This is a genomic window from Mesorhizobium sp. M0276 (genome assembly GCF_040321755.1).
Lineage (GTDB): Bacteria > Pseudomonadota > Alphaproteobacteria > Rhizobiales > Rhizobiaceae > Mesorhizobium.
This window is the reverse complement of sequence record NZ_JAMYSC010000034.1, coordinates 53,871-73,312: the sequence shown is the minus strand read 5'-3', so window position 1 is coordinate 73,312 and position 19,442 is coordinate 53,871. Positions and strand designations below refer to the sequence as shown.

Below are 19,442 nucleotides of genomic sequence, written 5' to 3'. Positions count from 1 at the left end.
CAAGCGTAAGCGCCTCAAAGCCCTCATGAACCCGACCTACCGCCAAGCCGTCCTTGCAGGTTAACGATTCATGATTTCGCCCTGCCGTGATCTCACCGTTGACGATCATGCGGCAGGAGCCGCATTGAGCCAGTCCGCAGCCGAATTTCGGGCCGCTGAGCTCGAAGTCATTTCGCAGCACGTAGAGGAGAGGCGTGCCTGCTTTCGCGTTTGCCAAAACCCTCGACCGTTGAATCGGAAAGGCACCTTCATGGTCCGGCACCATCGGGTTTCGGCCCTGTGTAGCGGAGTGTCCAGAGCCCCTGGTTTTTGTCGCTGATATAGATGAAGCCGCGGCGATCCACGACGACATCCTCGGTCTGCAGGACCAGCTTGTCCTCGGGCATTGGCCCGTAGCGGCGGGTGGGTTCCGGCGGGATGAAATAGCCGACCTCACGCGGAAGCCGGGTGTTCGAAACGTCGTAGATCCTGAGCCCGGCATTGAAGTGCGCGATGTAGAACAGATCGCCCTGTTTCTGGACATCGGGATGATGCTGGTGGTGGTTGATGTTGTGCGGCCCGCGCCAGCCGCCACGCGTTGTGAAATCCGAATAGGGAGCGCCTTCCGGCGGCACGGGTTCGGGCAACAGCGACAGTAGAAAGGGTTCGCTTGGATCTGAAATGTCGATGATCGACGCATGATGCATCGGACCACGTCCATAGGTGACGTTCTCCGAATTGGCGAAGGCGATGCCGCGCTCTGGAATCGGCAGCACGCCATGCACACCGAAGCGCGAATGAAACGGAGGGCTGAAGCTTAGGCCGCCGACCTGCCTCGGCCGCGAGACGTCGCTGATGTCGAGCACAATTATACCGGCCGCGCCGTAAGGCAAATAGACGAGATCGCCGGTGACATAGGGCGGGCCGTGCAGCGAGACATCCGCGCCCGTGCTGGCGCAGAAGGCGCCGCACATGCATTGCGGCTTCAGTCGCAACTGGTAGCGATCGGAGGTCTTCTGGTCGGCGGCGGGCTCCGCGACTGCGAAGCTCTCGCCGCCGGTCTCATGCTGGCCCGGCACCCACCAACGTCCGGCTTCGCGCGGCTTGGAGCGATCCGAGATATCGAGAATGACGTAGATGTTGCCCTTGTACCCCGGCATGCCGGCGGCAAGGTGAACGTAGCGCCCGCCGGGATAAAGATTGCGGTGAGTGCCGTTTCCGCCAGTTCGGTAGTGGCTCAGTTGTTTCGGATTGACGGGATCGGCGATATCCCAGATCAGAACCCCTTCTCCGAACGGCGCATCGGGATCGCCACCGAAATTCGCGAATGGCTTTTCGAGTGCGGTCACCATCGTGTCGCCGGACAAATCGATCTGCAGCGTCCAGGTGTTCGTGCCGGGATAAGGCACGAATTTGAGGACCTCCGGCTTTGCCGGGTCGGTTACGTCGATGATGCTCCATCCGGAGTGCCAGAAGTGCCCGGTATAAAGATACCATCGCTCGCCTACCTGCCTGATCGCCATCTTGAAGGCCGGGCGATGATCGAGATCGGTATAGCCAACCGCTTCGACATTATGGGCGAAGGCGCCGGAAGGTGCCGGCGACGAAGCTGGAACCGGCTGTGCAAGTGCCTCGCAGACAAGCCCGGATTGAGATGCTGCTGCGAGCGCCGCTCCGGCAAGCGGCACCTTGAGCATCTGGCGGCGTGAAATCTCGGAATTCTTCAAAATCCTGCCTCCTTCTTTTGCGGCTTTTCAGATTTTGCAGGCTCCAATACTTTCAGTCCAATATCGATTGGACTCGCAGTAATTCGATTTGGGAAACTAGAAATGGACCACAAGCTCATGCAGTCCTTCGTGGCTGTAGCGGAAGAACTGCATTTCGGGCGCGCCGCAATACGCCTGCACATCTCCCAACCCCCTCTGACAAAGCAGATCCAGCAGCTGGAGCAGGCCATCGGCGTGCGCCTACTCGATCGCACCAAGCGCAAGGTCGAACTGACTGCTGCCGGCCGTGTGTTTCTGGACGAAGCGCGGGCAGTGCTTCATCAGACGGGGCAAGCGGTGGAGCTTGCCCGCAAAGCCGATCGTGGTGAAACCGGCCATCTGTCCGTCGGGTTCATCGATGCGGCGATCTACAGTGTCGTGCCTGCAATCGTTCAGCGCTTTGTTGAAGCCTATCCAGAGGTCGAGTTGAGCCTGACGGACCTGCGTATTCCCAGTCAGATCAAACTCGTGGCTGAAGGCCAACTCGATATCGGCTTTGTTCATCCGCCTATTGTTCACAACGCTCTGCAGGTCGAAAGCATATTGGTCGAACCTTTGATCGTAGCCTTGCCGGAAACGCATCGGTTGGCCTCGGAAGCCGAGGTGGCGCTGGCGGACTTGGCACCAGAGGCACTGATTCAATTTCCGCGCGGCATCAATCCATCCCTTTATGACGAGATCGTCGGGCTGTGCCGGGCGTCGGGCTTCAGCCCAAGGATCGTGCGGGAAGCAACGCCCAAGCAGACGATCATCGGCCTTGTATCTGTCGGGCTTGGCGTTTCACTGTTGCCAGCCTGCCTTCAGAACCTGCGTCGATCCGGCGTGGTCTATCGTCCAATTCGGGGCCGAAACCTGGCTATCGATACCTCCATCATCTATCGGCGCGAACAGCCCTCACCGGTGCTGAAGGCATTCCTCGACGTCGTGCGGAGCACGACGCAGACCAATGGCCGTGGGCGGTAGTCTCGGCAATCACTTGGCTCGCGCGACCTTGGCTGTAGCCTCTTCGACGAGAGTGCGATCGCCGCTTTCCTCGGCCAAGTGAAGCGTCATCCGCGAGACCTGCCAGCCGCTGCCGGTGCGGATAAGCGCGTATTCGTAAGATCCGGCCACGACCCACATGCGATCGCCCAGCCAGTGCGTTGCGCGGACACTGGCTTGTGCCGTTGCCGCGCCATCGCCGATCTCGACCTGGATATCGGAAAGCTCATGAAGCGTGGCGTCGAAACCCGGCAGCAGGTCGGCCCAGACATCCATCAACGCCGAGGGCGCAAAGCGCTGCGGCTCGCCACCCCACAAGGACGTGTAATCGATCGTCGTTTCCGGTGCGAAGAAGCGTTCGAGAGGGCGGAAATCGCGATTGTCGGCGTAGACGGCGACGGCGGAGATTACGCCGGCTATGCGGGCTTCGTCGGCGGGCGACGCAAAGGATGTCTGAGCGCCAGCGACTGTGAGCAGCGCGGCGCCGAGCAACGCCGCCTTCATTCCACGACATCTTTGGCCGGTGGTTCCAGTGGGTCGCGTCGATGCTGGGTTTGAATGATTAGGTTCCATGGAAATATCCTCCTTGTTTGCATGCAAGCCGTTTCGTTACCATCCATCAATCCGCCAGCCGCCCGAGCAGCGGCTTTGGTGCAAGGTAGGCCCAGCGCCCTGGCACCGGGCTAGTTCTGTTTCAAGAACCACTATTGATTCGGTTGAAATGCGCCGCAGCTGCATCGGCGGCCCGCGTCACGTTCTCGGGCTTGTCGTAGAAGTCGAACTGGGCGACGTCGTCCAGCCAGAGTTCGGACCGGTCGCCCTCAAGAAGCGCGAAGAAAGCATGCGCACCCTGCGGGATCGCTGCGGCTTCCGAGTGGACGATGAGCGTTGGCTTGTGGAGCTGCGCACCGACGGCCACGGAGTCGTAGGTCAGCCACGGTTCCCAAGAGGCCAGGTTGAACTTGTTGTCATAGGCCGGGATGAGGCCCCGGTTACTCTCCGTGTAATAGGGTATCTGGTACATCAGCGACGTCCGGTCGCTCATGCTCGCGGCGACGACGATCCGGGGTCGGCCCTTGCGCTCGGCGGCCTCGGCCTCTCGCGATGTCGCAATCAGTGCGGCCACACCTTCTGGACCGCCATAGACCTGTTCGACGATGCGGGCGTCATGCAGCCAGGGAGCCACCAGCGCCACGCTGGCGAAGTTCGCATTGGCTGATGCGGCCTGCGCCATGTAGCCGGCTGAGGCGCAGATACCGAGGCCCGCGATCTTTGCCGCGTCGACATCAGGCAAACTCGCCATGAAACGGCCGGCAGCAACAATATCCGACGTCTTGGCCGCAGGGTCTTCCTTGAACCTGGCAGTCCCGCCGGACTCACCCCAGCCGCGGAAGTCGAAGGCAAGGGACACATAGCCGCGTTCTGCCATTTCTCGGGCATAGAGGCCGGACATCTGCTCCTTGACCGATGTCCAGGCGCCGGTCACCAGCACGCCGGGGCGCTTCTCGCCAGGCCGGTAATCGGCGGGCAGATAAAGTGTGCCGATCAGGGCGACCCCTTCATTGTCAAAGGAAACCTTGCGGGTCTGAACCTCAGCGGCAAGCGCAGCTCCGGCAAAAAACATCGAAGCCGCCGCGGCGATAAACGACGAGAGCACGGACATGGGAAAAGCCTCCTCAGGACAGGATTTCCTCAAGCATCGCGCCATGACGTCCGCTCGTCAGCGCCCGTCCTTGCGCTTTGCCGATCCGATCTTGCGCTTCAGTGCCCGCGCCAGGCTCCCGGTCTCTTGCCCACCAGCTTGCGGAACTGCGCCGCGAACTTTGCCGGATTGGAATAACCGACCCGCCATGCGACCTCGGCGATCGGTAGTCGGGTTGAGCGCAACAGATCCTTCGCCCGCTCGATCCGGCGGGAGACGACAAAGGCATGTGGCGGCACGCCAACGGCATCGCGAAATGCGCGCGCGAAGTGGAACCGGCTCATCACCGCTACCGCCGCCAGTTCATCGAGCGTGATATCATCCGTAAGATGCGCCTCGATATAGTCGAGCGCCCGCAGAATACGCGGCTCTGCCGCAGGCGGATCGCCTGCAGGCTGGCCCGCGAGACGCGTGAGCTGCGCTGCGAGTGCGACAGCCAAAGCGTCGCGATATAGCCGAGGCGCGGCATTTCCTGCAGCGTGGAGGCTGACGGCGAGTTGAGTCACCAACGCATCGATCGTACCTGACCGAGGCACAAAGGACGGTGCTGGCATCCCCGCGCCCATGAGGAGATCGTCGTCGATCTCGACATTGAGGAAGTCGTTCGGCTCATCCCACCGGCACCAGCCCTCGAAGCCGGCGGGGAAAACCCAGCCTTGGCCCGGCAGCAATGGCAAGGCCCGGCGGCGGTCATTCCCATAAGCGGCATGATGGCTTCTAAGCGGCGCCAGCACCACGCCCACGGTCACGCGCTCGAAATGGAACGCACCTTCGCCAGGACCGACCCTGAGAAACGTGGACGCGCCTCCCGACCATTCATATGAACCGGGGCGCAGTTCTCGCCTGGTCTGTTCCAGCCCGATCAACATGGATTCAAAATAGCAACAGAGGTCGCAAGCTGCCAGTGAACCGCTTCAAATACGGCTCTGTCGCAAACCTTTCGGTAATCGGAGCATGCATGGAACGCTCCTCAGCTATGGAGGAGCACGTGATGTTCAAGGGCCGCCATTTCGACCTCTGTCGAAACACGGTTGTGTGCGTCAAGTTCTGCAAAAATGGCGTGGCGGTGTGGGGCGGTTACTCTAAACATTGGCGCTGCCTTTCGTTTCCGGACAGCGACATCAAATGTTGCAGCCGTCCATGCGTGGATCAGTCTGCAGCTTCAAGCCCCTTCACCTTCGGGCCTAGCGGTTTCCACAAGCGGTAGGCTCCCGTGGCCGTCGGCATTTTTCGGCTGCGTAAAGACCTCAAAGCAGAACGACGGCCGACGTCGTTGGCGGGGTCCGCTCCCACCGCCAACTGTGTTGACCGTCATAGGCATAGCTGAACGCCCCCCGTATGATACCAGAATGGTACCCATCCGTAGGGAGCCTACCTCACTGCCTCAATAACCTTTAAGTAATTGAAATTATTTAATGAATTATGGTACCGTTGGCTGGGATCGAACCAGCGACCTCCGGATCCACAATCCGGCGCTCTAACCATCTGAGCTACAACGGCACGTTTGCCTGAACGGGTCGAAGCGGAAACTCGTCCCACTCGACCGCTCTGTCGTTCGGCGATGCGTCCTTACGGGCTTATGGATTCTAATTCAAGGCTTTTGGAAAGCAAAGGTCACTTCCCCACATCGGCGCGATATTCGCCGGCGCCAGGCAAAGAAAAAGGCCGGCGGGAGGAGGTGCCGGCCTTTTCCTGTTACGAGCCAGCGGGAGGAGGTGCTGGCTGGTCACCCCGGCAGGCAGAGGGAGGAGGTTCCACCCACCGGGTATTCCTTGATTGCCGACATCATACGCCCGATCTATTTTAAGAAAATGCGACCTTTTGTTGCATCTTCAGATCATGCGTAGATGTTAAGCAATCTTGATATCCTTCATCGCCTTCTCGAAGGCGGTCTTGATCGGCTTGGAGACGTCCTCGGCTGCTTTGGAGGCGACAGCCTGGAAGTCCTTGGCCTGCTCTACCGTCGTCTCAACGCGCTTGCGCAGGAACGCGGTCTGCAACTCGACGACTTCCGACAACGACTTGGCGCCGATCAGCGCTTCAAGATGGGAGAAGCCGGCCTCGGCATTGGCACGCAGAGCGGAAATGGTCTTGAGCGACAGGTCGCTCGAAACGGTCTTGGCGGTCTCGAAAGTCGACTCCAGAGCCTTCTGGGTCTCCTCGGCGCCGGTCTTCAGCTTGGCATAGGCTTCCTTCGACTGCTCAACGCCCTTTTCGGCGAAAGCGCGCATCTGGTCGGTGGCCTTGGAAGCGTCGAAGCTCGGGAATTCAACGTTTTCAATCGTCTCGGCAGTCTTGGTCCTGGACATTTTCCATCCTTTTCAGCGCCAGCGGCTTTGACAGAAAGCCGTCTCGTTCATGTATGATGGCAATATAAAGGCAAATTTTGTGCATTGCAATATCTTTGTTGCAGTGCACCATAAATTCTTTTGGGCCGTTAACCAAGAGCCCAGATTCCGGCCTTTGCACGTTCTGGCTTGTGGACCTTCGCGCCTCCGGCTTTTATTAACAAAGCGTTAACTGCAAATTCGCCGCTCCGTGAGGGTTCGCCAAGCGCATGCCGTCCGAATATTCCTTCCTTGACGTCGCCGTGCTCGACGCGGTCCGCCAGCGCTTTGCCGCCGGCGACGCGATCGCGATCCTGTCGGCGGACCTGGAGCAGGTGATCTGGGCCAATGGGCCGGGAGCCGCGCTGTTCGGCTATCCCGACATCGAGGCCATCATCGGCACCTCGGCGCAACTGCCCTTGATAGCCAGGCGCCAGATCATGGCGACCAGCGGATTTCCCGAGATCGGCAATGACCGGGCTATCACGGTACGGCTTGCGACCGGCATGACCAGCCGCGCCGTCAGCTTCCTGGCCAGCGCCGTGTCCATGCCGGATGCCGAAAAGGCGATCATGCTGGCCGTGCCGGCGGCGCAGACGGGCTCACGCAGTGCCGGCGAAATCGCCGCTCGCGGCATAGGCGGGTTTACAGATGATGGCCATTTCATCGCCTTTGTCGATGCCGCTGGCAACGTCGAGGCCGCCTCGGAGGGGTTTTCTGCGCTGGGCATCCTGCCGGAAACGCTGGCTGCGCTCGTCGCCGACGTCGCGGCTGAGAGCGACCGCATCGTCAAGCGCCTCGTCCCCGGCGGCACGGCCTCCTATCCGGCGGGGCTGGCACGATTGACCGAGGAGCGGCATCTGCTGGTAGTGATCGACGAGGACCAACTCGACGACGCCGCAGCTGGCGAACACCCGGCGCAAACCATTGCCGAGGCCGCGCCGGCTGGCGACGCTGCTGTTCAGCTGGAACAGGGTGCCGAGCCGGCCGACGAACCGGGTGCCTCACAACCGACCAGCGAAATCGCCGCATCGCAGGCGCATGAGATCGCCGACGCGACGGTGCAGCCGCCGACAGCCGCCAACAGCGATCACCCACCTGCGCGCACGCCGGCGCAGCACGACCATTGGTACTTCAACACCGGCGAGGACGAAGGGCAACGGGCGCAGCGGCCAGCCGCGCCTGAACCTGAAACGCCCGCAGAGCCTACCGGTCTGGAAACTCCCGCCCAGAATACGAAACACCAAGACACGAAACTGACCGATGTCCAGGCCGCCCCCACGGCCGCGCCTGCGACCGATCCGGCGATAGACCGCACGGCGCCGCCGCTGCGCTTCGTCTGGCGCACCGATGCCGAAGGCAGATTCAGTGCGCTGTCGCCGGAATTCACCTCCATCGTCGGCGAACCTGCAGCCGACGTGATCGGCCGGCGCTTCAGGGATGTCGCGGCCACTTTCGGCCTCGACCCCTCCGGCGAGATCGCGGGCCTCCTGGAACGGCGCGATACCTGGTCCGGGCGCTCCGTGCTGTGGCCGGTCGTCGGCACCGATCTGAAGATACCCGTCGATCTGGCGGCGCTGCCTGTCTATGGCCGCAGCCGTGCCTTCGAAGGTTTTCGCGGCTTCGGCGTCGCCCGCGCCAGTGATGCGGTCGTCGATCCTGAAGCGATCGGCATGGCGCTGGTGCCCAACGGTGCGACACCGGCGGCACCGGAACCGAAAACCCTCGAACCAGCATCGGGAGAGCCGAAGGCCGAGGGCCCACCGGCTTCGGACCCCTTCAAGGGCGAGGTGCCGGCGCTGACCATCGTGCCGAAGCCGGAACGGCGCTTTGCCGACAAGGTGATCCGGCTGGCCGAACATCGTCAGCCGGCCAACGACAAGGGCCTGTCGAGCCTGGAACGCAGCGCGTTCCGCGAGATCGGCGAACGGCTGAGGAAGGACAGTTCCCCGGTCGAGCCGACGAGCGAGACAGCGCCAGCCGAACCGTCCGATGTCGATGCCGAGGACGAGCGGGATCTGGCGCGGCTTGATGGCGGCCACCCGGACGAAAGGGTTCAGGAACCCGATGCGCCGCCGAATGCGACGGGCTCGTTGCTGGATTATGCCGGCCATGTCAACGAAAGCGACGCTGCCGCGAACAATAGTGGCGCGTCCCCGGTCTCCGAACCGGTGGCGACGGAACCAGACATCACCAAACCCGGTGCGACTGGCGAGGAGCCGGTTGGCGCCGATGCGCGACGTGATGCCGTCGATGACGACAGCATGACATCAGCTGATTTTCGCGATGCCGAAGATAGTGAAGATTGGGCGCAGCCCGACGAGAAAGCCTCGCCCGACCAGCAGGCGGTGGCGTCCGCCGAGAAAACTGCCAGCGCAGAGGACGTCGTGGAAACACGCATCGAGCGCCCGCGCCTGCAGGTGCCGCCGCTCAAGGCCGAAGGGTTCGTGCCGTCGGCGTTTTCGGCCGGAGATGAGCACAAGGTTCCCGACACTTCGCTTCTCGGCAAGCTGCCCGTGCCGCTGCTCATCCATTCCGGCGACGAGCTGCACTATGCGAACGGGGAATTCCTCAACCTGACCGGCTATGAGGCGCTCGACGACCTTGCGGATGCCGGTGGCCTCGGCGCCCTGTTTGCCGACCCCTACGCCGATGACGGTTCTTCCGACGGCGCCGATCGCGCGCTGCGGCTGAAGACGCGTGACGGGCAGGAATTTCCGATCGAAGCTATTCTACGCTCGGTCCCCTGGCGCGACGGCAAGGCGCTGATGCTGGTGGTGCGCCGCCACGGCGAGGACGACGCACCGGTGCATGCGGTCGGCGACGAGCAGACGCAGCCCGACATTCCCGAGCTCAAGGCGCGCATCGCCGAGATGCGCACCATCATCGACACCGCCACCGACGGCGTCGTGCTGATCGGCCGTGACGGCACCATCCGCTCGATCAGCCGTCCGGCCGAAGCGCTGTTCGGTTTCGACAGCGACGACGTTACCGGCAAGCCGTTCGCTTCACTATTTGCAATCGAAAGCCAGCGCGCGGCGCGCGACTATCTCAACGGACTGTCCGAACCCGGTGTGGCGAGCGTGATGAATGACGGCCGCGAGGTAATCGGGCGCGAGGCGCAGGGGCGGTTCATCCCGCTGTTCATGACCATCGGCCGGCTGCCCAACGACAGCGGCTTCTGTGCTGTCGTGCGTGACATCACGCAGTGGAAGCGGGCCGAAGAGGACTTGACGCAAGCGCGTGCGATGGCAGAGCGCGCGTCCTCGCAAAAGACCGATTTCCTCGCCCGCATCAGCCACGAGATCCGCACGCCGCTCAATGCCATCATCGGCTTTTCCGAACTGATGGTCGACGAGAAGTTCGGACCTGTCGCCAATGACCGCTACCGCGACTATCTGCGCGACATCAACCGCTCGGGCAATCATGTGCTCGACCTAGTCAACGACCTGCTCGACATCTCGAAGATCGAGGCGGGTCAGCAGGAAATGGCCTACGAGGCGGTGTCGCTCAACGACACGCTGGCGGAGACGGTGGCGATGATGCAGCCACAGGCCAACCGTGAGCGCGTCATCATCCGCTCCAGCTTCGCTTCGCGTTTGCCGGAAGTGGTGGCCGACCTGCGCAGCGTGCGCCAGATCGCGCTCAACATCCTGTCGAACGCCATCCGCTATACCCAGGCCGGCGGTCAGGTGATCGTCTCGACCGCCTATGAGACGTCGGGCGACGTCGTCATGCGGGTACGCGACACCGGCATCGGCATGAGCCAGGCCGAGATCGAGCAGGCGCTGAAGCCATTCAAGCAGATTAACGCGCTGAAGCGCGGACGTGGCGACGGCACCGGGCTTGGATTGCCGTTGACCAAGGCGATGGTCGAAGCCAACCGCGCCCGGTTCATCATCAACTCCACACCGGGTGAAGGCACGCTGGTCGAGGTCGCGTTTCCGTCGACTCGTGTGCTTGCGGAATAGGCCAGCGCCCCCTACAGCTCGATCCCTTTTGTTTGTCGCAACTCCCAAAGGGATGCGCTTTTCCCGGGAAAAACGCTCGACGCTTTTCCTGGAATTGCTTCGGCAAAAGAAAAGGCGCCCAAAAGGACGCCTTAAGAGATGGAATTGCTGTCACAACGGGGGCTTGAGCGAATCGGATCCTCCGGGGGCCGAGGAACGGGATTTCTCCCTCAAGTTGTATGCGACTATCGACGCCGGACCTTAACAACTCCTTACCGGGGCAGCGGAAAATTTACGGATGTGTACCACTGATGAAATCTAGGTAAATTCTACCGACATATTTCGGTAACCATGCTGGAAATCTTTGTTTCATGCAGGTCGTTGGAGCCAATTTGTGCAACATGCATTGGCGGGTCACTCGGCCAGTTGCGGCAGGTTCTTGAACAGCTCAAGCGCCTCTGGGTTGGCGAGCGCCTCCTTGTTCTTGATGGCGCGGCCGTGCACCACGTCGCGCACCGCAAGTTCGGTGATCTTGCCCGATTTGGTGCGCGGGATGTCGGTGACGGCGACGATCCTGGCCGGCACGTGACGCGGGCTCGCCCCGCTGCGGATTTTTGCCCGTATGCGTTTCTCGAGTTCCTCATCGAGTTGCACGCCAGCGGCCAGGCGCACGAACAGCACGACGCGCACGTCATTGTCGAAATCCTGGCCGATGCACAGCGCCTCCAGGATTTCCGGCATCTGCTCGACCTGGTTATAGATCTCCGCCGTGCCGATCCTCACGCCACCCGGGTTGAGCGTGGCGTCGGAACGGCCATGGATGATCAGGCCGCCGTGCTCGGTCCATTCGGCGAAATCGCCATGACACCAGACATTGTCGAAGCGCTCGAAATAGGCCGCGTGGTATTTCTTGCCCTCGGGGTCGTTCCAGAAGCCGATCGGCATCGACGGAAAGGCCTTGGTGCAGACCAGTTCGCCCTTCTCCTGCCTGACCGGCTTGCCGTCGTCGTCCCAGACATCGACGGCAAGGCCGAGGCCGGGACCCTGGATCTCGCCGGTCCAGACAGGCTGAGTCGGCACGCCGAGCACGAAGCAGGAGACGATGTCGGTGCCGCCGGAGACCGAGGCCAGATGGACGTCCTTCTTGATGCCGTCGTAAACGAAGCGGAAATCTTCCGGCGACAGCGGCGACCCGGTGGAGGAAATCGCACGCACATCAGACAGATCATGGCTGCGGATCGGCTTCAGTCCGGCCTTGCGGACGGAATCGATGAACTTGGCCGACGTGCCGAAGAAGGTCATCTTCTCGGCATCGGCAAAGTCGAACAGCGCATTGCCGTCAGGGTAGAAAGGCGAGCCGTCATAGAGCAGCAGCGTGGCACCCGACGCGAGCCCCGACACGAGCCAGTTCCACATCATCCAGCCGCAGGTGGTGAAGTAGAAGAAGCGGTCGCCCTCGATCAGCCCTGCGTGCAGCCGGTGTTCCTTGACATGCTGGATCAGCGTGCCGCCGGCCGAATGGACGATACATTTGGGAATGCCGGTCGTTCCTGATGAGAACAGGATGTAAAGCGGATGCGAAAACGGCAGCTGCTCGAAGCTAACGCGTTTGCCGGCGAAGGGCGACAGCGCCTCTTCAAGCGCCACGGCCTTATCGATGGTCCCAGCGACATCGCTCGAGGTGCCGAGATAATCGACGACCAGGACCTTGCGAACGCTCGAGAGCTTGGCCGCGACCGCAGCGATCTTGTCGGCGACCTCGATCGCCTTGCCATTGTACCAATAGCCATCAGGCGCGATGAAGACGACAGGCTCGATCTGGCCGAAGCGATCGAGCACGCCCTGCTCGCCGAAATCGGGTGAGCAGGACGACCAGACGGCGCCGATAGAGGCGGCGGCAAGCATGGCGGCGACGGCCTCGGGCATGTTGGGCATCATCGCGGCAATGCGGTCGCCCTTCTTCACCTTGAGCGACAGGAAAAGCTGCTGCAGCCGTGAGGTCAGCGCATGCAATTCGTTCCAGGACAGACGGCGCTCGACTTTGTCCTCGCCGCGAAACACGATTGCCTCACCGGTGCCGGTCTGCTTCAGGAGATTCTCGGCGAAATTCAGTGTCGCATAGGGAAAGAACGAGGCGCCGGGCATTCTATCGCCGTCGACAAGGATGGCATCGCCCGCATTGGCCCCCTTGTCGCCGACGATGCCGCAGAAATCCCAAACCAGGCTCCAGAACCCTTCACGATCCTCCACCGACCACGCGTGAAGCTGCGGATACGAAGAAAACGCTACACCGGCCCTCAGTGCGGCTGCCTTGGTGAAAGCGGTCAAGGGTGCCGCATCAACTTGCTCTTGCGTCGGGGTCCAGAGCGGTACTTCGGCAGCCATGATCGTTCCTCCACGGTCGCCATCGCTTATGCATATCGCAGCGCAGCAGAGCAAGATTTTGTTCGATTGATGCGGCTAGATGTGCGCAAATGCCATCGCCGGGCCATAAAGACTTGAAATGCCTCAGCCCTAGGTCGTAGTGACGACTGGGGTCGTAGTGACGACCAGGAAGTCGTGGTGACGACTGGGGTTACAGAAGCATACGGGGCGATATGCCATCATCTTTGATCCGGCGCGGAATATGGGCGATCGGCGCTGCCGTGATCGTCATCGCGCTGGTGGTTGCCACCCTGCCGCTGATCGCCTCCACCCGTATCGTGCGCGACCGCATCGCCTGGGAAATGAGTGCGTGGAGCGGCTTCCGGGTCGCCATCGAAGGCTCGCCCCGGATCGAGGTCTGGCCGACCTTCCGGGCGATCCTGACCGATGTGACGCTTTCGCAATGGACCGACACCGAGACGCCGCCGGTCGTCGAGGCCGAACGGGTCGAGGTCGACCTTTCCGCCATGGCGGCCTTGCGCGGCGACGTGGTGTTTTCGACGGCACGGCTGGTGCGGCCAACGATTCGGGTTCAGCGCACGCCAACCGGCCTTTTCCTGCCCGCCGTCCCAACCGGTGGGCGCATCACGCGTTCCATCGACACGGCCCGCGGCGTCGTCAACGCCGACCCCGCAAAGCCGAATCTCGACAAGCTGCCGACCGACACTTTCGGCACGGTGGAGTTTCGCGACGGCCGCATGGTGGCTTCGGTCGACGGCAAGGACGTCGAGATTCTGAGCAGCCTGAGCGGACAGGCGACCTGGGCGGCGATGAACAGCAATGCAACGCTGTCGGCGACCGGGATCTGGCGCGGCGAAAGTGTGGCCGTGGATGCCGCCTCGGAGAAGCCGCTGGTGCTTTTCGCAGGCGGCGTGGCGCCGCTTTCCCTGTCTTTCAAGGCGCCCCCCGCCACCTTCTCTTTCGACGGCACGGCCAGCATGTCCGAAAACAGCTATTTCGACGGTCAGGCGAAGTTTTCGGCGCCCTCGCTACGCCGCGTGCTGGAATGGTTGCAGGCCGGCATCGCGCCGGGTGCTGCGATCGGCTCGGTCAGCATTTCGAGCAAGGTCACGGCAACGGCCGGGCGCGTCAAATTCGACAACACCGCCATTGCGTTGGACAACAATCCGGGAATGGGAGCGCTGGACCTGTCGCTTGGCGAAGCTCAGCCGGTGATCTCCGGCACGCTCGCCTTCGACACGCTTGACCTCAGATCGTTCCTGTCGGCCTTCACGCCGCTGGCGCCCACCGGCGCGGTGGGGCCCAGCGACGTCGACACAAGTTTCGCCGACAAGATCAACCTCGATCTCAGGCTGTCCGCGGCACACGCCACCGCCGGGCCTATCCAGCTCGCCGACGTCGCCGCCACCGCCCAGGTCAAGGATGGCCTGTCGGTCTTCGATATCTCCGATGCCTCGGCCTTCGGCGGCAACATCCAGACCAGCCTTCGCTTCGACCGCAAGCCGGAAGGCTCCCAGGTCGAAATCCGGCTGCTGGCATCCGATATCGACGGCGGTGCTTTTGCCACGGCGGCGGGCATGACCCGGCTGGTGCCGGTTGGCACGGGGACCGTTTCGGTCATCCTCAAGGGGCCTGGCAGAACCTGGAACTCCATTTTCGACAATGCCGACGGCTCGGTTTCGGCGACCTTCGGACCAGGTGCGTTGAGCAAGCTCAACCTGCCGGCGTTCCTCAAGCATACCGAGCAAGGCGGCTTTTTCGCGCTCGACGATGTCTCCGACGGAACGCTGCCGATCGACGGCGCCGAGATCAAGGCCAGCATTTCGAAGGGCGTGGCACGGATCGACAAGGCCGAAGCCAATTCGGCGAAATACAAGATCTGGCTGTCCGGGATCGCGTCCTACGCGGGACGCGGGCTGGCCCTGTCCGGCGGTGTCATCCAGCCGGAGCAGGCTGCAACGCAGACCAATGGCCAGCAAGGCCCCAACCAGGCATCGTTCTTCGTCGGCGGGACCTGGAGCACACCGTTCATTTCCCCGATCAGCCGCGGCGTTTCGGGAGAATAGGCAACCCGCTTTCCGCCTTCACCCGCGCTGTGCCGCCTGCTCGTCGAGCTGGCGCTGCACCTCACGCCGCTTGTTGGCAAGCGAAGCGATGATGACGCCGATCGCCACAACGGCGATCAGGATGGTACAGGCGGCATTGATCTCCGGGGTGACGCCAAGGCGAACCTGGCTGTAGATCTTCATCGGCAGCGTCGTTGCGCCCGGCCCCGAGGTGAAACTGGCGATGACCAGATCGTCGAGCGAAAGCGTAAAGGCCAGCATCCAGCCGGAGACGATCGCAGGCATGATGACCGGCAGCGTGATCTGGAAGAAGGTCTTCACCGGCGTCGCGCCCAGATCCATCGCGGCTTCTTCCAGCGAGCGATCGAAGGTGATCAGGCGCGACTGCACGACGACGGCGACGAAGCACATGGTCAAGGTGATGTGAGCCAGCGTGACGGTCAGGATGCCGCGATTGAGACCGACGGCGACGAAGAGCAGCAGCAGAGACAGGCCGGTGATGACTTCCGGCATGACCAGCGGCGCAAAAACCATGCCTGAGAACAGCACCCTGCCCTTGAAGCGCGTGTAACGGGTCAAGGCGAGTGCCGCCAGCGTGCCGAGCACCGTCGCCACAGTGGCCGAGATCAGGCCGACGCGCGCCGTCACCCAGGTCGCGTCCATGAGGCCCTGGTTGTGGAACAGCGAGACGTACCATTTGGTCGAGAAGCCGCCCCAGACGGTGACCAGCTTGGACTCGTTGAAGGAGAAGACGATGAGCAGGACGATCGGCAAATAGAGGAAGGCAAAGCCGAGCACGACCGAGGTGATGTTGAAGCGGCTCCAGGTGGTGTTCATGATGTCACCGGTCCATTTCCTGAGCGCGCGCCTGCGCTCGCTGGAAGAGCATGATCGGCACAATCAGCAGCAGCAGCAGGATGACGGCCACAGCCGACGACAGCGGCCAGTCGCGGTTGCCGAAAAATTCATTCCACAAGGTCTTGCCGATCATCAGTGTCTGCGAGCCGCCGAGCAGGTCGGGAATGACGAACTCGCCGACGGCTGGAATGAACACCAGCAAGCAGCCGGCGATGACGCCCGGCAGCGACAGCGGAAAGGTGATCTTCCAGAACGCGCTGGTCGGCGGACAGCCGAGATCCTTTGCCGCCTCGATCAGCGAATAATCCATCTTTTCCAGAGCGGAATAGAGCGGCAGCACCATGAACGGCAGGTAGGAATAGACGATGCCGATGAAGATCGCCGTATATGTGTTGAGGATGATCAGCGGCTGATGGATGACGCCGGTGGCGAGCAGCAGCTGATTGAGCAGTCCCTCGGGCTTGAGAATGCCGATCCAGGCGTAGACGCGGATCAGGAACGATGTCCAGAACGGCAGGATCACCAGCATCAGCAAGGTTGGACGGATCGTCGCTGGCGCGCGCGCCATGCCGTACGCGATCGGATAGCCGACGAGCAATGTCAGAACCGTCGAGATCGCGGCGATGATGACGCTGGTCACATAGGCATTGAAGTAGAGCGCGTCCTGCGTCAGCCAGGTGTAATTGTCGAGGTTGAGTTGTTTCAGCTGAGCAAGAAATCCGGAAAAGCCGCCGCTGATATCGAGCGCCGGCGTATAGGGCGGAATGGCGATCGCCGTCTGCGATAGCGAAATCTTGAAAACGATGACGAACGGAATGAGGAAGAAAAACAGCAGCCAGACATAGGGGATAATGATGACCAGGCGGCCAGAGAATGCAGCGCCCAACCTGGCGTGGACGGATTTGCCGGTACTGGTTGCCGGAGAGGCTGATGCGGTGGTGACGGCGGCGCTCGACATGGTCGCTCCTACCGTGTCAGCACGACGCCGGCGTCAGGCCGGAAGGAGACCCAGGCTCGGTCGTTCCAGCTCAACGGATCCTCGGTGATGCGGGCCGCGTTCATGGTGCTCGCGCGCACGACCTGTCCGTCGTCCAGCCTGACGTGAAAGACGGTCATGTCGCCGAGATAGGCGATGTCGTAGACCTCGCCCTCGATGGCGTTGATTGCCTCGGCCGGCTTCTTGGACGACACCTTGATCTTTTCCGGCCTGATGGCGAAGGTGACAGCCGTTCCGGCGCTGGCGGTGCCGGCATTGTCGGTGCGGATGGTGATGCCATTACCGGCATCGATGCTGGCAGCGCCAGCCTCGCCACGCGCGATCTTGCCCTCGAACATGTTCACATTGCCGACGAAACCGGCGACGAAGCGCGACCCCGGCGCCTCGTAGACTTCGGCCGGTGTTGCCACCTGCATCACCTCGCCCTTGTCGATGATGGCGATGCGATCGGCCATCGTCATCGCCTCTTCCTGGTCGTGGGTGACGACGACGAAGGTCAGACCGAGGTTCTGCTGCAGGTCCATCAGTTCGAACTGCGTTTCCTCGCGCAGCTTCTTGTCCAATGCGCCGAGCGGCTCGTCGAGCAAAAGCACCTTCGGCCGCTTGGCGACAGAGCGGGCGAGCGCAACGCGCTGGCGCTGGCCACCGGACAACTGGTGCGGCTTGCGCTTGGCGAACTGTTCGAGCTTGACCAGCCTGAGCATTTCGGCGACGCGGGCCGCGATTTCGGGCTTCGGCATGCCATCCTGCTTGAGGCCGAACGCGATGTTGTTCTCGACAGTCATATGCGGGAACAGCGCATAGGACTGGAACATCATGTTGACCGGCCGGCGATAGGGCGGGATGCCGCGCAAATCCTGGCCATCGAGCAGGATACGACCGGCCGTCGGCTCCTCGAAACCGGCGAGCATCCTGAGCAGCGTCGACTTTCCGCAGCCCGAGGCGCCGAGCAGAGCGAAGAACTCGCGCTCGAAGATGGTCAGCGACAGATTGTTGACGGCGGTGAAGTCGCCGAACTTCTTGGTGACGTTATCGAACTGGATGTATGGCTTGGCGTTCGGGTCGTTCCACGGCGTAAAATCCCTGCGGATGCTGCCAAGCGATTTCATGTCCCACTCCGTCCTGATTCTTGCTTCTTGCCCCAGAAAAGAATGGTCCCGGCAGGTGGCTGCCGGGACCATCTCAGATTGCTTACTGGCCAGTGACGATCTTGGTCCAGGTACGCGTGATGACGCGCTGGGTCTTGGGATCGTAAGGCGAGACGGTGTAAAGCTTCTTTATCGTCTCGGCATCCGGATAAACCGAAGGATCATCCAACAGCGCCTTGTCGACGAATTGCTGCGAAGCCTTGTTGCCATTCGCGTAGAGCACATAGTTGGACGACTTGGCGATAACTTCCGGCTTCATCATGTAGTTGATGAACTCGAGTGCTTCCGCGACATGCGGCGCATCGGCGGGGATAGCCATCTGGTCGAACCACATCTGAGCACCCTCCTTCGGCACGGAATAGCCGATCTCGACGCCTTGCTTGGCCTCGACCGCGCGGTTGCGGGCCTGGAACACGTCGCCCGACCAGCCGACCGCCAGGCAGATATCACCGTTGGCGAGCGCGTTGATGTATTCGGAGGAGTGGAACTTCCTGATATAGGGCCGGACCTTGAGCAAAGCCTCCTCGGCCTTGGCGATATCATCTGATGACGTGCTGTTCGGGTCGAGGCCGAGATATTTCAACGCCGCCGGAATGATGTCGGCCGGGGAGTCCAATACGTAGACGCCGCAGTCCTTCAATTTGGCCAGGCTGTCCGGATTGAAGAAAACATCCCAGCTGTCGATCTTGTCGGTGCCGAGTGCTGCTTGCACCTTCTTGATGTTGTAACCGATGCCAACCGTGCCCCACATGTAGTTGACCGAGTATTCGTTGCCGGGGTCATATTTGGCGGTGCGCTCTGAAACTGTGTCCCACATGTTGGAAATGTTCGGCAGCTTCGACTTGTCGAGCTTCTGGAACACACCGGCCTGGATTTGGCGCGCAAGAAAATTGCCGCTGGGTACGACGACGTCATAGCCGCTGCCGCCGGCAAGCAGCTTGGTTTCCAGGATTTCGTTGGAATCGAACGTGTCGTAGACGACCTTGATGCCCGTCTCCTTGGTGAAATCGTCGATAATCGAACTGTCGATATAATCCGACCAGTTGAAGACATTGAGGACGCGATCCTCGGCATGACCGCCGACGGTGAAAAGCGTCAGAAATACCGAAGTTGCCGAAAGCCAGAGCGCTTTGCGGATCATGCTATTCTCCTTTGATGAGTGTTCCTTCGCCGGCTCGTCGCGGTTCCAGCGCGGCCGGGCATTTGTTTCAGGCTATTGAGCTTTCCAAAAGGCGACAAGCGTGAACTGCCAGCGCTATGCAGGCAGTTCGATGAGAGGCAGG

General features: G+C 61.6%; 14 protein-coding genes and 1 tRNA gene. 3 read left to right on the top strand and 12 right to left on the bottom strand.

Annotated features, from left to right (window positions below; all coding sequences use genetic code 11):
* On the bottom strand, positions 1-265 hold a 265-nt coding region (locus NKJ01_RS24460; protein ID WP_352731702.1), incomplete at its 3' end, for a 2Fe-2S iron-sulfur cluster-binding protein.
* Positions 249-1,706 carry an LVIVD repeat-containing protein gene (locus NKJ01_RS24455; RefSeq protein WP_352731700.1) on the bottom strand — a complete coding sequence of 486 codons (1,458 nt, stop codon included), beginning with the start codon at positions 1,704-1,706 and terminating at the stop codon, positions 249-251. The genes NKJ01_RS24460 and NKJ01_RS24455, both read right to left, overlap by 17 nt.
* Positions 1,707-1,808: 102 nt before the next feature.
* Between NKJ01_RS24455 and NKJ01_RS24450 the strand changes: the two genes are divergently transcribed.
* A complete protein-coding gene (locus tag NKJ01_RS24450) occupies positions 1,809-2,708 on the top strand; it encodes a LysR family transcriptional regulator (RefSeq protein WP_352731698.1) in 900 nt (299 codons plus the stop codon).
* A gap of 9 nt (positions 2,709-2,717) precedes the next feature.
* Here the strand turns inward: NKJ01_RS24450 and NKJ01_RS24445 are convergent, their stop codons facing one another.
* The 5 genes from NKJ01_RS24445 to NKJ01_RS24425 form a co-directional block, all read right to left on the bottom strand.
* Positions 2,718-3,230, bottom strand: coding sequence for a nuclear transport factor 2 family protein (locus tag NKJ01_RS24445; protein WP_352731695.1), 513 nt, complete (start codon positions 3,228-3,230; stop codon positions 2,718-2,720).
* A gap of 190 nt (positions 3,231-3,420) precedes the next feature.
* Positions 3,421-4,389 (bottom strand): alpha/beta hydrolase, encoded by a 969-nt coding sequence (locus tag NKJ01_RS24440; protein WP_352731693.1) that lies wholly within the window; start codon positions 4,387-4,389, stop codon positions 3,421-3,423.
* A 98-nt stretch (positions 4,390-4,487) separates the two neighbouring features.
* Positions 4,488-5,171, bottom strand: a complete 684-nt coding sequence (locus NKJ01_RS24435; RefSeq protein ID WP_352731691.1) for an AraC family transcriptional regulator — start codon at positions 5,169-5,171, stop codon at positions 4,488-4,490.
* Positions 5,172-5,851: 680 nt separating this feature from the next.
* Positions 5,852-5,928, bottom strand: a tRNA-His gene (locus NKJ01_RS24430).
* 350 nt (positions 5,929-6,278) lie between these two features.
* The gene (locus tag NKJ01_RS24425) at positions 6,279-6,737 is read right to left on the bottom strand and encodes a phasin (protein ID WP_352602390.1); all 459 of its coding nucleotides are present in this window, start codon (positions 6,735-6,737) and stop codon (positions 6,279-6,281) included.
* Positions 6,738-6,985: 248 nt separating this feature from the next.
* Between NKJ01_RS24425 and NKJ01_RS24420 the strand changes: the two genes are divergently transcribed.
* Entirely contained in the window at positions 6,986-10,726 is a 3,741-nt protein-coding gene (locus NKJ01_RS24420; RefSeq protein ID WP_352731689.1) for a PAS domain S-box protein, read from the top strand.
* Positions 10,727-11,119: 393 nt separating this feature from the next.
* Here NKJ01_RS24420 and NKJ01_RS24415 read toward each other — a convergent pair whose 3' ends face one another.
* Entirely contained in the window at positions 11,120-13,090 is a 1,971-nt protein-coding gene (locus tag NKJ01_RS24415) for an acetoacetate--CoA ligase (RefSeq protein WP_352731686.1), read from the bottom strand.
* A gap of 212 nt (positions 13,091-13,302) precedes the next feature.
* On the opposite strand from NKJ01_RS24415, the gene NKJ01_RS24410 reads away from it, so the two are divergent.
* The gene (locus NKJ01_RS24410) at positions 13,303-15,156 is read left to right on the top strand and encodes an AsmA family protein (RefSeq protein WP_352731684.1); all 1,854 of its coding nucleotides are present in this window, start codon (positions 13,303-13,305) and stop codon (positions 15,154-15,156) included.
* Positions 15,157-15,174: 18 nt separating this feature from the next.
* On the opposite strand, the gene NKJ01_RS24405 is transcribed toward NKJ01_RS24410, so the two are convergent.
* The 4 genes from NKJ01_RS24405 to NKJ01_RS24390 all read right to left on the bottom strand — a co-directional run bounded on the left by NKJ01_RS24405 (position 15,175) and on the right by NKJ01_RS24390 (position 19,300).
* Positions 15,175-15,993 (bottom strand): ABC transporter permease, encoded by an 819-nt coding sequence (locus NKJ01_RS24405; RefSeq protein ID WP_023758360.1) that lies wholly within the window; start codon positions 15,991-15,993, stop codon positions 15,175-15,177.
* A gap of 4 nt (positions 15,994-15,997) precedes the next feature.
* Positions 15,998-16,972 carry an ABC transporter permease subunit gene (locus NKJ01_RS24400; protein WP_023758361.1) on the bottom strand — a complete coding sequence of 325 codons (975 nt, stop codon included), beginning with the start codon at positions 16,970-16,972 and terminating at the stop codon, positions 15,998-16,000.
* An 8-nt stretch (positions 16,973-16,980) separates the two neighbouring features.
* On the bottom strand, positions 16,981-18,120 hold the full coding sequence (locus NKJ01_RS24395; protein ID WP_023758362.1) for an ABC transporter ATP-binding protein: 1,140 nt from the start codon (positions 18,118-18,120) through the stop codon (positions 16,981-16,983).
* A gap of 82 nt (positions 18,121-18,202) precedes the next feature.
* Complete coding sequence (locus NKJ01_RS24390; protein ID WP_023758363.1) at positions 18,203-19,300, bottom strand: polyamine ABC transporter substrate-binding protein; 1,098 nt, start codon at positions 19,298-19,300, stop codon at positions 18,203-18,205.
* Positions 19,301-19,442: the final 142 nt, after the last annotated feature.